General features: G+C 38.6%; 13 protein-coding genes. 5 read left to right on the forward strand and 8 right to left on the reverse strand.

Features of this window, described 5'->3' with window-relative positions:
- The first annotated feature begins 41 nt into the window (after positions 1 to 41).
- Complete coding sequence (locus ABGT15_RS08750) at positions 42 to 629, forward strand: DUF1287 domain-containing protein (protein WP_367231028.1); 588 nt, start codon at positions 42 to 44, stop codon at positions 627 to 629.
- On the opposite strand, the gene ABGT15_RS08755 is transcribed toward ABGT15_RS08750, so the two are convergent.
- Together ABGT15_RS08755 and ABGT15_RS08760 are read right to left on the reverse strand one after the other, a co-directional pair.
- Entirely contained in the window at positions 622 to 1,977 is a 1,356-nt protein-coding gene (locus ABGT15_RS08755) for a UDP-N-acetylmuramate--L-alanine ligase (RefSeq protein WP_367231029.1), read from the reverse strand. The two genes, ABGT15_RS08750 and ABGT15_RS08755, sit on opposite strands and share 8 nt — an antisense overlap.
- 18 nt (positions 1,978 to 1,995) lie before the next feature.
- Complete coding sequence (locus ABGT15_RS08760; protein WP_367231030.1) at positions 1,996 to 2,679, reverse strand: tetratricopeptide repeat protein; 684 nt, start codon at positions 2,677 to 2,679, stop codon at positions 1,996 to 1,998.
- A gap of 88 nt (positions 2,680 to 2,767) precedes the next feature.
- Here ABGT15_RS08760 and ABGT15_RS08765 point away from each other — a divergent pair, with 88 nt between their 5' ends.
- Positions 2,768 to 3,943, forward strand: coding sequence for a carboxypeptidase-like regulatory domain-containing protein (locus ABGT15_RS08765; protein ID WP_367231031.1), 1,176 nt, complete (start codon positions 2,768 to 2,770; stop codon positions 3,941 to 3,943).
- 197 nt (positions 3,944 to 4,140) lie between these two features.
- On the opposite strand, the gene ABGT15_RS08770 is transcribed toward ABGT15_RS08765, so the two are convergent.
- From ABGT15_RS08770 to ABGT15_RS08795, 6 genes are all read right to left on the reverse strand, one after another.
- Positions 4,141 to 6,291, reverse strand: a complete 2,151-nt coding sequence (locus tag ABGT15_RS08770; RefSeq protein WP_367231032.1) for a S46 family peptidase — start codon at positions 6,289 to 6,291, stop codon at positions 4,141 to 4,143.
- A 164-nt stretch (positions 6,292 to 6,455) separates the two neighbouring features.
- A complete protein-coding gene (locus ABGT15_RS08775; protein ID WP_367231033.1) occupies positions 6,456 to 7,700 on the reverse strand; it encodes a zinc-dependent metalloprotease in 1,245 nt (414 codons plus the stop codon).
- Between the two features lie 106 nt (positions 7,701 to 7,806).
- On the reverse strand, positions 7,807 to 8,817 hold the full coding sequence (gene obgE, locus ABGT15_RS08780) for a GTPase ObgE (protein WP_367231034.1): 1,011 nt from the start codon (positions 8,815 to 8,817) through the stop codon (positions 7,807 to 7,809).
- A 69-nt stretch (positions 8,818 to 8,886) separates the two neighbouring features.
- Positions 8,887 to 10,119, reverse strand: a complete 1,233-nt coding sequence (locus tag ABGT15_RS08785; protein WP_437125358.1) for a hemolysin family protein — start codon at positions 10,117 to 10,119, stop codon at positions 8,887 to 8,889.
- A 66-nt stretch (positions 10,120 to 10,185) separates the two neighbouring features.
- Complete coding sequence (locus tag ABGT15_RS08790; protein WP_367231036.1) at positions 10,186 to 10,758, reverse strand: adenylate kinase; 573 nt, start codon at positions 10,756 to 10,758, stop codon at positions 10,186 to 10,188.
- Positions 10,759 to 10,801: 43 nt separating this feature from the next.
- Positions 10,802 to 11,332 carry a phosphoribosyltransferase gene (locus tag ABGT15_RS08795; RefSeq protein WP_367231037.1) on the reverse strand — a complete coding sequence of 177 codons (531 nt, stop codon included), beginning with the start codon at positions 11,330 to 11,332 and terminating at the stop codon, positions 10,802 to 10,804.
- Positions 11,333 to 11,451: 119 nt separating this feature from the next.
- Between ABGT15_RS08795 and ABGT15_RS08800 the strand changes: the two genes are divergently transcribed.
- From ABGT15_RS08800 to ABGT15_RS08810, 3 genes are all read left to right on the forward strand, one after another.
- On the forward strand, positions 11,452 to 11,985 hold the full coding sequence (locus tag ABGT15_RS08800; RefSeq protein WP_367231038.1) for a hypothetical protein: 534 nt from the start codon (positions 11,452 to 11,454) through the stop codon (positions 11,983 to 11,985).
- 76 nt (positions 11,986 to 12,061) lie between these two features.
- On the forward strand, positions 12,062 to 13,177 hold the full coding sequence (locus tag ABGT15_RS08805) for a hypothetical protein (protein WP_367231039.1): 1,116 nt from the start codon (positions 12,062 to 12,064) through the stop codon (positions 13,175 to 13,177).
- 151 nt (positions 13,178 to 13,328) lie between these two features.
- Entirely contained in the window at positions 13,329 to 14,486 is a 1,158-nt protein-coding gene (locus tag ABGT15_RS08810) for a 5-(carboxyamino)imidazole ribonucleotide synthase (RefSeq protein ID WP_367231113.1), read from the forward strand.
- The last annotated feature ends 22 nt before the right edge of the window (positions 14,487 to 14,508 follow it).

Here is a 14,508-nt window from a genome sequence, read left to right on the forward strand (position 1 = left end):
TAATAATTATATTTTGACGTTATAACTAAAAAAACGAAGGTATGAAACTTTTACAATATTTAGCTTTTTTCTTACTTTTAAATAGTTTTACTGCTTCCGAAAAGAATTTTCACGAAAAGCTATCCGATGCGGCCTTATCCCTAACAAAAGACAAAGTCTCCTATGATCCTGCCTATGTCAAAATTCCTTATCCAAATGGTGATGTTCCTAAAAACAAAGGTGTTTGCACAGATGTGGTAATTCGGGCTTACCGAAAACTCGGCATTGATTTACAGAAAGAGGTTCATGAAGACATGAAAGCCAATTTCACATTATATCCCAACCAAAAACGATGGGGATTAAAGAAACCGGATACGAATATCGATCACCGAAGAGTGCCGAATCTGGAAGTTTTCTTCAGCAGAAAAGGAAAGAAATTGGTTGTTTCTGAAAATCCGAAAGCGTATAAGACTGGAGAGTTGGTCACTTGGATGATTGGTGAAAAACTGACACACATTGGTATCGTTACCAACAAAAAATCACCGGACGGAAAACGCCCGATGATTGTGCATAATGTAGGTGCCGGACAGGTTTTGGAAGATTGCTTGTTTGCTTATCCAATTGTCGGGCATTACAAATATTCTAATTGATTAAATTCTTTACGTCATCGAAATTCAAGCCACCGTAATTTCCGGAACTCATTAACAATAACGCGGAATTCTCTAAATCGCGGTTGAATAAGAACTTTTTAAATTCATCCGGATTGGTATAGATAATCAAATCGTTGCGTCTGAAAGCCTGGGCAATCTGTTCGTAGGTTACTTCTTCCAATTGTTTGATTTTTACTGCATCTGGAGAATAAAAAACCACAGCCACGTCTGCGTTATTCAAAGCGCCTTCATATTCTTTTAAAAATTCGGCATTCAAACTGCTATAGGTATGCAATTCCAGACACGCCACCAAAGTTCGGCTCGGATATTGTTCTTTTACTGCTTTGGTTGTGGCTGCCACTTTACTTGGCGAATGCGCAAAATCTTTATAGGCCACTTTGGTTTTGCTTTCTGCTATCTTCTCTAGACGCTTCGATGCACCTTTGAAACTGGCAATTGCTTCATAGAAATCGGCTTCGTCTACGCCCATATTCTGGCAAATCCACTTGGCTCCGGCTAAATTGTTCAGGTTATGTGCACCGAATACTTCAATCGGCATCGGCCCTTCCGGGGTTTCTAATAAGGTTACGCCGTTATCCACTATATATTCCGGAGTATGGTATGCTATTTTTCGGATGGGATTGGTTGCGGCTTCTGCTACCCGTTTTACCTCCGGATCATTTTCATTGTACACCAAAATCCCGCCGTTGGTAATCTTCTGAATGAAAATCTCGAATTGCTCAACATAATTTTCATACGTTGGAAACACGTTGATATGATCCCAGGCAATACCGGAAATCAAAGCGATATTCGGTTGGTACAAATGGAATTTCGGACGCCTGTCGATTGGAGATGACAAATATTCGTCGCCTTCCAAAACGATGAAATCATTTTCTTCGGTTAAGTGCACCATGGTATCAAAACCTTCCAATTGAGCACCTACCATATAATCCACATTGATCCCATGATAATGCATTACGTGTAAAATCATGGACGTAATCGTAGTTTTTCCATGTGAACCACCAATAACCACACGGGTTTTATTTTTGGACTGTTCGTATAGAAATTCAGGATAGGAATAAATTTTAAGCCCTAATTCTTTGGCTTTCAACAACTCTGGATTATCGGCTTTGGCGTGCATGCCTAAAATGATGGCTTCAATATCCGAAGTGATTTTTTCGGAAAACCAGCCCATTTCCATAGGTAATAACCCTTTCTTTTCCAATCGCGATTTTGAGGGTTCGAAAATGGCATCGTCGCTTCCGGTTACCTGATATCCTTTGTTGTGTAAAGCCAATGCTAAATTGTGCATGGCAGCGCCGCCAATGGCAATAAAATGTGTACGCATTTGCAAGTTCGTGTGTTGTTATTTGTCGAAATCAGCCTTTAGTTTTTTGGCTTTTTCAACCTCTTTTAGTTTGTTCAAATATAAGTCATAAAGTTTTTCAAACGTGGTTTTGGAATGACCAATTTCATACGCTCTTCTCAAATAGCTTTCTGCCTTTGCATATCGTTTGAAATATACTTCTATATAACCTTTTGCCAAGTAACCGTCCACTTTGGAGAGTTTCAGGAGTTCGTCGGCATATTTTTGCGCTTTAGATTCGCTTCCGCCAACAATTCCAGGGAGTTCGATGTAAAATATCACTAGCGCCCAACGGGTATCAAGGTGCTTTTTGTCAAGATTGGCAGCCGTTTCAAAGGCTTTTTTTATATCGTCAATCATTCCAAAGGCTTTAAACTTACTAACGGATTTCGCTTTCATTCCCAAGGCACCTCCGAATTTATAATGGTAATTGGCTACTTTGGGGAATTTCAGCAACAGTCTTTCATAATAACCGATTGCTTCGTCCCATTTTTTTTGATATCCGGCGATATCGCCTAAATACTCCATCGCTTTACTATCGGTAGGATTTTGTTTCAGATGATTTGAAAAAAAAGGCAAGGCCTGAGCGTATTTCTTCTGATTAAAAAAGTGTTCTCCTTGCTCAAAGTCGGATTGCGACCAGAGCAGCATCGGAAAAAATAATAGCAGAAAGAATTGCTTCATGGGTCAAAAATAGGGAATTGACAATAATTTCAAAAACTATACTTTCAAACCATTTTAAATTATAATATATTGCTTACAAATAAATCCCATGAGAAATCTTTATGTGGCACTACTGTTTTTAGCTACTATAAATAGTATCGCGCAGATAAAAATATCCGGAACGGTCAAAGACAAAAACACGAAAGAACCTTTATTAGGGGCCTCGATTTTTGCACCCAACACTACCAATGGCGGCGCAACAGACGAGAATGGTTATTTTAATTTCACTTTGATTGAAAACCAACCGGAGGTTATTATCAGTTATGTAGGATATGAAAGCGTACTTGTTCCGGCTAGTTCACTGTCTGATCCTGATAAATCGAACGTAATTTACCTTTCCCCGATAATAAGCCGTCTTAAAGAAGTGGTCATCAAAAAAACATCCCCAAAACAACAGCAGGAATATCTGGATATTTTTAAGCGTGATTTTATAGGACTGAGTACTATTGCCCAAAAGACAGAAATCCTCAATCCGAAAGTGCTTCAATTTGACATGAATGCTGAAAAAACAATCCTGACTGCCACTGCAGATGTACCTTTAGTACTTCTGAATGAAAAAACGGGCTACAAAATAAGTTACGAGTTGGTTTATTTTGAAAGCAAAGTTCTACAAGGACATTTTAATGAAAGAATTACCACCTATTCCGGTTACCCCTATTTTAAAGATATCGTTGGTGAGCATAAACTAAACCCTGAAAAAGTAGCTGAAACAAGACTGAAATGCTACAAAGGTTCTACGATGCATTTTATTCGTTCCCTGCACAACAAATCCTGTGACAGCGAAGGCTTTTCCATGAAAAAATTCAGGCGCATTTCAAACCCCGAGTATCCTTCGACTCCTGAGAAAATGGAAGCGTTCAAACGCAATGCTTACAAGTTGGGAAAAAGTTTTCATATTCCCCGATATCTGGATGATTATGACAAATTCTTCAGCAAAGAAGATGATCTGGTTTTTGAAAAAGACAACAAAAAATACATTTATTTCCCGGATTATGTTTCCATTAGCTATTCAAAAGATGGGGAAGATCCTGAATATGGAAAAGTAACTCACACGCGACATCCCAAACATCAGTATTCTCATTTACAATTAATTGAAGACAAACCTGTTGAGATCTACAGTAACGGAAATTACGCCAATCCGGAAGTTTTAGGAAATTTTGGTTATATGGGCTGGCGCAAAATGGGCGATATGCTTCCGTTTGATTATCAGCCACCATCCGAATAAATGCTATAGATTTCAAACACAAAAGACCTTTCCTGCCTAGCCCCGGGTGGAGTGGCATTCCGATTTTAATCGGGATACAACGGAACACGGGAAAAGGGTATCCAAAAACGCACCTAACATTCGCTCCAAAAAACAGAAATAAAAAAAAATCCGGATACATTGCTGCATCCGGATTTTGTATTTTGTAGTGTGAAAAATTATTTCACAATTGTCATTTCGTCTACGATATGTTTCGCTCCTGAGAAGTTCTCAATTACCCACAATACGTAACGGATGTCACAGTTGATAGTTCTTTGTAAATTTTTATCAAAGATTACGTCACCCGCCATAGCCTCGATGTTTCCGTCGAAAGCCAAACCGATTAATTCTCCTTTTCCGTTTAATACCGGTGAACCTGAGTTACCACCTGTAATATCATTGTCCGTCAAGAAGTTTACGTGTAACGATCCGTCTTTATCTGCATAACGACCGAAATCTTTGTTTTTATTCATTTCCAATACTTTAGCCGGCAAATCAAATTCCTGATCTCCTTTTTTGTATTTTTTCACCTGACCTGCTAACGTAGTGTAGTTGTTGATGGTTGCATCGTTACGTTTGTCTGCAGGCAATGAACGAACTTTACCGTAAGTCAAACGCAAAGTTGAGTTAGCATCCGGATATTTGATGGTTCCGATTTTAGACTCACGTAATCCTTCTACCAATTTACGGAATGCTGCACCGTAATCGTTTTGTGCTTTAGCAATCTCGTCTGATTTTGAATTGTAGTGGTTCAATAAATCGTTAGATAATTTCACTAACGGGTCGTTGGTGATTAACGCTTCGTTTGGCACTTCCAAGAACGCTTTGATACGGTCTTTTGACGTTAAAACACTTAAATCGAACGCTGCATTTACGTATTTAGTGAAGTCATTATTGTTCGCTTTTGCCATTTCTGCTACTACCGGAGCGATTGCATAACCTGTTGATTTTGTAGCATACAATTTCAATTGTGCTGCTAAGATGTCCTTTTCAGCAGGAATATGAGCTTCTTTAAACATTTCGTCTGCCATTTCTAAAATAGCAGGAGCCATTTGAGCACGTTTCGCTCCATCGGCTTTAGCGTAGTTTTCCAATTGTTTCCCTAAACCTCTTGAAACCGTTCCAAAAGCACTTGTTCTGAACAATTGCATCAAATAGTTGTCGTGACGTGACTTTTCGTTAGTCAGTTTATAGAAGTTGTTGATTGTAGCAACAACATTTCCGTATTTTGCTTTATTTTCAGCTTTATTCGCCCATTTGTTGAATTTAGCTTCCTGAGCTGCTTTGGTTTTAGCTGTACCGAATTTCGTTAACGCGTCGATCATTCCCTGACGGTTTTTCCAGTAGTTTGCTACACCTGCATATTTAGATGCATAGATCAAGTTCAAAGCATCGCTCTGATCCATGTATTTTTTCATGGCATCCATTCCGGTTTTAGAACCTTCTACCCAAGCCGGGTATGCAAATTTCACGTTTTGCTCGATTCCGCCAGCTGGCATCCAACGGTTGGTTCTACCTGGATATCCTAAAATCATAGCATAGTCGTTTTCTTTAACTCCTCCGATGTTTACCGGTAAATAGTGTTTAGGTTTTAAAGGCACGTTGCTTGTTGAATATTCCGCAGGATTTCCGTTAGCATCTCCGTAAACACGGAACATAGAGAAATCCGCAGTGTGACGAGGCCACTCCCAGTTGTCTGTATCGCCACCGAATTTACCTAAGCTTTCCGGTGGTGTTCCTACTAAACGCACATCTTTATAATCCTGGTAAACAAAGTAGTAATACTCGTTTCCTTGGAAGAACGAACGAACAGAAACGGTATATTTTCCGCCTTCGTTGTTTTCTTTTTCAATTTTAGCAATTTCAGCATTGATCGCTTTTTCACGCTCAGCTTCAGTCATTTTATCGTTTACTACTGACAAAATTCTTTTAGAACAGTCATCCATACGAACGAAGAAACGAACGAATAAACTTGATGGCTTTAATTCTTCCATTCTTGAATTTGCCCAGAAACCATTTTTAAGGTGATTCTTTTCAGCGGTAGACAATTCTGCGATAGCATCGTAACCACAGTGGTGATTGGTTAATACTAATCCGTCTTTTGAAATCATCTCAGCCGTACAACCTCCGTTGAATTGCACGATAGCATCTTTCAAACTGTGGTGGTTGATGCTGTAGATTTCTTCAGCGGTTAACTGTAATCCCATTTTTTGCATATCTCTGTGACTCAAACGCTCGATGAACATTAAAAACCACATTCCTTCATCGGCTTTCACACTTGCCGGAACAAGCATAATGGCAGCGATTAGAGATAAAAGTAATTTTTTCATAGTTAAATTTATTTTTAGTGGTGCGAATATACTTTTTTTCTTGTAATTGACTGAAAATTACGCTTTGTAAATATTTTATGTTAAGAAAACTTTAACATTTACGTAATAAAAAAAGCACTCTAAATGAGTGCTTTACTTTTTTTATTTAAAAGAACAGTCTAAAACTATTCCACAATAACTCTTTTCGTTGCCACAGCATTATCTGTTTTGATGGTAACAAAATAAATTCCTGAAGCAGCAGTATCCAACTGTATTTTCTGCATTAAATCCTGATTTTGAACATATTCATTTTTAAAGACAATTCTTCCGGTACGATCCATTACCTGAATACTATAATCCGTAACCAAATTATCAAACTGAACATTAAAGCTTCCTTTGTTTGGATTTGGATAGACTACAAATCTATTGTTAAGTCCAAAATTTTCGTTTGATAACGTTGATTGGTTAAAAGCCCCCTGAATCGTATTCAAATGAGTCTGCATACGGGCAGCCTGACCTTGCGTAAGCATGTACATACAAACATCATTCGTATAATCCATATAGTTCATGGTCAACTCTCTAGGTGTTCCTGTACACGTTGATAAGTGAGAAATGGCCGGACAGCCTCCATTTGATGTATTATGAAGCGGCGTATCAGCTACTCCGTCACTACCACATGTAGCATCACCCCAAATATGTTCCAAATTTAAATAATGGCCTAATTCATGTGTTAGCGTTCTCCCTAAATTATATGGAGCTCCAGGCACAAATCCAACACAGCCAGCTCCAGCACCGAAAGCACCATTATCAATATAAACTGCAGCACCATTAGCAGGAGAAGAGGCCAAATATGCATACCCCAAAACACCGCCTGATAAATTTTTAACTACAAAGTTCAAATATCCATTCCAATCCGGATCCCAATCTCCGTTAGGCCCTCCTCCAAAAGCTTCACCAAAAGTTACCGCTAATGTTCCGTCAGTCAACCCCGTACTTGCAGGGTGATCACCACTGGCAATTTCAAAATTAACATTCATAGAACCGTAGTTAACCCCGGGAAAATATGAACTTGTTGTATTTATCCATGTTGAGATATCTGCATTCGTTCCATTGAAGTCGGCATTTAAAATATTTACCTGATTTTGAGCTAAATCTCTTAAACATTGTTTTTCTGATTCAGATAAACCGTTTGCGCTTGGGTAATGAACTGCAACCGGTATTCTAAAAGCTGATCGCATCGTGGCATTTGAAGAATTGGCTTCAGAGTTTCGTGCTAATTCAGCCTGAAACTTCCGCATGTTTTCTTCATAAACAGCTTTCATTTCGGGATTGTTAGAAAGCTCCCGCATTTTATCAGGGGTACCGCAATTTCTTTCCTGAGCGAAAGAAAACTGGCTTGCTACTAACAAGATAAGTAATTTGATTTTCATTTTGTTAAGTTTTGGTTAAGTCACAAAAATAAAAGTTATTTTTAATTATTTAACAATACTAACACAAAAAGTTAAAAAATAAAAAAACACTCCGAAGAGTGCTTTACTAATTTGTTTCGACGTTTAACATCTGCCATAGTTTGTCTTTCAATTCGGTAAGACCTTGTTGGGCCACCGAAGAAATAAACATATAAGGAATACCTTTAAACTCTTTATCCAGCTGCTTTTTCATTTCGCCTTTCAGCTCATCGTCCAGCATGTCTGATTTTGAGATGACCACCAAACGGTCTTTGTCTAACATTTCAGGATTGTAACGACGTAATTCGTCTAAGAGGATATCGTATTCTTTTTTGATATCATCGGCATCGGCCGGAACTAAAAACAATAAAGTGGAATTTCGCTCAATGTGTCGCAAGAAATAATGACCTAATCCCTTTCCTTCCGCAGCTCCTTCAATGATTCCCGGAATATCTGCAATTACAAACGACTGGAAATCACGGTACGCCACAATTCCTAAATTCGGTTTCAAAGTAGTGAACGGATAATCTGCAATTTTCGGCTTCGCAGATGTTAACACTGATAATAAGGTAGATTTACCCGCATTTGGAAATCCTACCAAACCAACATCGGCCAGAACTTTTAATTCTAAAATTACATCAAGCTCTTCGGATGGCATTCCCGGTTGGGAATAACGCGGTGTTTGATTGGTGGAGCTTCTGAAATGCCAGTTACCCAAACCACCTTTTCCTCCTTTTACCAAAATTCGTTTTTCACCATGCTCGGTGATTTCAAAGAGAATTTCATCCGTTTCTTTGTCGCGCACTACTGTTCCTAAAGGCACTTCTATGAACTTATCTTCACCATCGGCTCCTGTACTTCTGGCGCTTCCTCCATCACCACCGTGACCGGCTTTGATGTGGCGTGCAAATTTCAGATGAAACAAAGTCCATAAGCCTTTATTCCCAACTAAATAAACATGTCCGCCGCGACCTCCGTCTCCTCCATCGGGACCTCCTTTTTCAATAAATTTCTCTCTATGTAAGTGCGTAGAACCTTTACCTCCTTTACCGGAAGCAACATATATTTTTACGTAATCTACGAAATTTCCCTCTGTCATTCTTTCAGTTTTCAGTCATAGTTTCTCAGTTCCAATTGCTTAAGCAGGACTTTAAAACTTCGACAATTTTTATTCATTATCTTTTAAAACACGGACCATTACTTTGTCAATCTTAACGCCGTCCATGTCTATTACTTCCAACTCCATTTTATTCCAAATCAGCTTCTCACCTACTTTAGGGATATACGACAACTCTGTCATAATTAGCCCGCTAACTGTAGTTACATCGTAATCGTTTATTTGATCGTCTAAATCAAAATAGGTTAAGAAATCATGTAAGGAGTAATGTCCGTCTACCAGCCAGGTTCCGTCTTCACGAGCGATCAACTGAAATTCTTCATCATAAAATTCCGCAGCATCACCAACCAAGGCTTCCAAAATATCATTCAATGTAATGATTCCTTGCACCATACCATATTCATCGGTAACTAAAGCGTAATGCACTTTTGTTGTCTTAAAAATCTCTAACGCTTTGTAAGCAGAGGTATGCTCGATGAAATAAACCGGTTCTTTGCAAATTGATTTCAGGTCTAAGTCTCCCTTCTTTTCGAAACTTAAAAACAGGTCTTTCAGCAGCACTACCCCAACAACATTGTCCAGATTTTCTTCACAAACCGGATATACCGAATGTAATTCTTCCAAAACTTTCTCTTTGGTTTCCGCTAAATCATCTTCCAGCGAAAGATACATTACCGATTTACGGTGTGTCATTAAGGAATTCACCTTTCTGTCACCAATGTGAAACACACGCTCCACAATGTCTTGCTCTATCTCCTGAACCTCCCCTACTTCGGTTCCTTCTTTAATGATGGCTTTAATTTCCTCTTCGGTTACTTTACCATCGGCCGTAGGCTTTATTTTTAGTACGTTAAGAACAAAATCCGTAGAAGTCGTCAACAACCAAATGAAAGGTGCCGTTGCCACTGAAATCATTTTCATAGGAACTGCTACAGCTTTAGCAATGGTTTCCGGGTAATTAAGCCCAATACGTTTTGGAAGCAACTCCCCCAAAACAAGTGAAAAATAGGTTAAAACCACAACCACAACCCCTACCGCAAGGCTTTGGGAATAGGGTTTCAGTATTTCAAAGTTCTCAAGAAAAAGTTGCACATCATCGGTTACTTTCTCTCCACTGTAAATACCGGTCAAAATCCCGATTAGGGTGATCCCGATTTGTACCGTCGATAAGAATTTGTTTGGCGAATTGGCCAGATCCAAAGCTGTTTTTGCACTCGTGTTACCTTTTTTAGCGGCGGTTTCCAACCTGTTCTTTCTTGCTGATATGAGTGCGATTTCCGACATGGAGAATACTCCATTGAGTAAAATCAGCAAGAAGATTATGACTATTTCCAAATTTTAGAATTTTAGTTATAACTTATCTATCACGTTACTCAAACGTTCTGTAATTTCTGCGATAGAACCAATACCATTTACGGCGTGGAATTTGTTTTGTGCCTTATAATAGTCCATCAAAGGAGCTGTTTTTTCATTGTATTCTTGGTAACGGTTGCGGATTTTTTCTTCGTCCTGATCGTCGACTCTTCCTGAGGTTTTTCCTCTTTCCAAAATACGTTCTACCAAAACATTATCATCAGCTTCCAAAGCAATCGTTGCGGTTACTTCCCAACTTTTAGTTTTCAAGAAAGCATCCAAAGCATCGGCTTGAGCAAGTGTTCTTGGAAATCCGTCAAAAAGAAACCCTTTGGAATCCATATTTTTTTCCACTTCATCTTGAAGCATTTTGATGGTTACACTGTCCGGCACTAAATCACCATTGTCAATGTATCCTTTTGCTTCTTTTCCTAAAGCGGTATCATTTTTCATGTTGTAACGAAAAATATCCCCAGTGGAAAGATGTGTTAAATTGTATTTTTCTTTTAAAAATTCTGCTTGCGTTCCTTTACCCGCGCCCGGTTTCCCGAACAAAACAATATTGATCATTTTAAAAAGTTAATAATTTATAGTATGTTGTTTATTTTTCAAGCTATTTCAACTGATATACTTCCGGCAGGTTTCTTCCCAATCCGTCGTAATCCAAACCGAAACCTACAATAAAACGGTTTTCAATTTCGATACCAATATAATCAATTTTAATGTCTTTTTTATAGGCTTCCGGCTTTAAAAACAAAGTGGCAAATTTCAGTGCTTTCACATTTTTCTCCGCAAACAGTTTATGAAGTTCTTCGACTGTATTTCCGGTATCCACAATATCTTCAACAACTACAACAGTTCTGCCGGTTAAGTCCTGATTCAAACCAATCAACTGCTTCACCTCATGTGTAGTTTCCATTCCATCGTAAGACGCCATTTTGATAAAACTCACTTCGCAAGACTTTTTATAGTGTTTCATAAAATCAGAAACCACCATAAAAGCACCGTTCAAAACACCTATAAAGACAGGGGTTTCATCGCCCATATCGTCCGCAACCTGTTTTGCCATTTTTGCAATTGCCCAGTCCAGTTCGGCAGCCGAGATAAAAGGCACAAACTGCTTGTCGTGAAGTTGAATTTCCATCGTTAACTTATAGAATAATTGGCAAAGATAATTATTTTTAGGTATGAGTTATGAATTATAAGTTATGAATTGTTAATCCGTCATTTTAGCCTACTTTAGTCCCATCAAGAAAATCCGAAATGAATGCCACTTTCTCCGACCAACTAAGTAAAATTAACGCCAGTACCGAAAACCGGAACCGAATGCGGGATTTTGTGCTGCAACATCCGGAGTCCCTAAAAGAACTGATTGCTTTCGGAACCGATTTAACCAACAAAAACCATCACAAAGGCGTATGGATTATCGAAATGCTGGCCGAACACCAAACGGAATTACTTTCCCCTTTTGTGAACCAAATCTGCCAGACCATTTCGGAGTACAAAAACGATTCTGCCATTCGGGGGATTTCACGGGTTGCTTATTTTCTCGGAACTTCAAAAATGATAAACTTAACAAATTCACAACGCGAAAAACTCACGGAAATCTGTTTGGATTGGCTGATTCGGGACGAGCGCGTAGCCTGCAAGGTGTATGCTATGAGAACCCTTCAGCATTTTAGCAAAAAAGAACCTTGGATTGCCGAGGAACTAAAGGATATTATAAGCCGTGATTACACCCATCAATCGGCAGGATACAAAGCGGTTGCCCGAAAAATTTTAAAAAACGAACAATAACTATCCATCATCAGCGTTAAAAAGCTACTTTTGACCTCGAAATTTTAACAAGAACAACCTAACAATTTCATCAAGCATGACCACAAGTACTATCCAAAATCAAACAAATTGGTTTACTAAATTTATCATTTCTTTTTTAGGCCTTTTTGGGTTTGGAAATTCACTTTTAACGTTCATTCCTTTAATTCCGGACACTGTTGAAAAAGCAGTTATTCCAATTGTGGTTGCAGCAGTTTTTTCAGTCTTTTTAATCGCTTCAATAGTATTTTCGTTGTATTGGCATAAAAAAGAAAAAAACAAAACAATCGATTCCGAAACATACAAAACCTGGCTAATCGCTCTTTTACGTTATTGGATTGCCTTTCAAATGACGAGTTTCGCTTTTTCGAAGTTTTTCGAAGTCCAGTTTGGCATCTCTTACATTCACAAAGACACGCCGTTAAGCATGTTATCTGGGAACGAACTTACCTGGTCGTATTTCGGATATTCGTATGTGTTATCGTTCATCATCGGCATTATACAATTGGGTGGCGGCATACTGCTTTTGTTCCGACGTACTATTTTATTGGGTACTGCAATACTGTTCCCGCTGATGTTCAATATCCTGTTAATCAACTTTTTCTATCTAAATGGACCTGGCGCTTATATCACAGCGGTTTTAACCAATCTTGGTTTATGTTATTTACTTTTTTTATATAAAGACGAAATCCTAACATTTTTCCTTACTTTTAAAAACGAATCCCCTGGCATAAGCAATACTGGTTTAAAAACTGTTGGAAAAATTATGAGCATTGCTACTGCTGCTCTATTTGTGACCTATTTCAGCTTCTTTCATGTAAATGCTCCCAAAAATCTTCATGGAAAATGGAACGTGACCGCAATGACACGCAATGGCAAAAACTTAGATTCCTTTGCCTGGATTAAAGACACCACCGCCTGGAAAAACATTTATTTTGAAGAAAGAAACCAATTATTATTATGTCCGAACCCCTATGCTTATATTGATAGCGTTTCTATTTTTATGAAATATAATTATGATGACGAAAAAAAATCAATGAACGTAATAGCCTTCGAACGTGGAACACCTGATACGATTCCTGTAGATTTCAAACAAAATAAGGATCACATTTCCTGGAAAATGGTACTTTATAAAGACACCATCCAAATGGAACTGAAGAAAGTAAAAATATAAAACCCAACCTTTAACCCGTCAGTTGCAAACCTGCCGGGTTAATTTTTTCATTTTTTTCAAAAACACTATCTTTGTGCCTTACACAACACAACTGCAATGGCTCGAGCGAAGCGACTGCATGAGTCCAATAAAAAATAATAACTACAACGAAATGAATTATTTTTCTTCCGATTTCAAATTAGGAATTCTTGGCGGAGGGCAATTAGGCAAAATGCTTTTGGCCGAAACCCGCAAATTCGACATTCAAACCTACGTTTTAGATCCCAGCAGTGAAGCGCCTTCCCAGTTTGGCGCGACAAAGTTTTTCCGAGGCAACTTAATGGATTTTGAGACCGTTTATCAGTTTGGAAAAATGGTCGATTTACTGACTATTGAAATCGAAAACGTGAATTTAGATGCTTTGGATGTTTTGGAAGAAGAAGGCCTAAAAATCTATCCATCGCCGAAAACGTTGCGCATGATTCAGAACAAAGGCCGTCAGAAAGATTTTTATGTAGAAAACGAAATCCCTACTTCAGCTCATCAGCGTTTTGTAGACATCAATGACTTGAAAAAAGCTTTGGAAAAAGAGGAATTGGATTTCCCTTTCGTTTGGAAATCGGCACAATTTGGCTACGACGGTAACGGGGTAAAAATCGTTCGTTCCACTATGGATTTAATCGATTTACCCGAAGTAGAATGCATTGCTGAACAAATGGTTCCGTTTAAAAACGAATTGGCAGTTATTGTTTCCCGAAGTGTTTCCGGCGAAATCAAAACGTATCCGGTGGTAGAAATGGAATTTCATCCGGAAGCCAATCAGGTGGAATATGTAATTTGCCCGGCGCGTATTGATGATTCAGTAGCGCAAAAAGCACAAAAAATAGCTTTAAAAGTGTCAGAAGCCTTTAACCATATCGGATTGTTAGCTGTGGAAATGTTCCAAACGGAAGACGATGAAATTCTAGTCAATGAAGTGGCGCCACGTCCTCATAATTCAGGGCATTACAGTATTGAAGCGAGCTATACTTCACAATTCGAACAACACATCCGTGCCATTTTAAATTTACCTTTAGGAAATACCGACAGTAAGGTGGCCGGTATTATGGTAAATTTGGTGGGAGCAGAAGGTTTTTCCGGACCGGTGGTTTATGAAAACATCGAAAAAATCATGGCAATTGACGGCGTAACCCCTCATATTTACGGAAAACGGGAAACGCGTCCGTTCCGCAAAATGGGCCACGTAACCATCGTAAACGAAAACATGGCTGAAGCCCGAAGAATTGCAGAAGAAGTTAAAAACAGTATAAGAGTAATAAGCGTTCAGTAACGAATTACAAATAGTCCAACAA

The organism is Flavobacterium enshiense (assembly GCF_040750275.1).
In the GTDB taxonomy this organism is placed as follows: Bacteria; Bacteroidota; Bacteroidia; order Flavobacteriales; family Flavobacteriaceae; genus Flavobacterium; species Flavobacterium enshiense_B.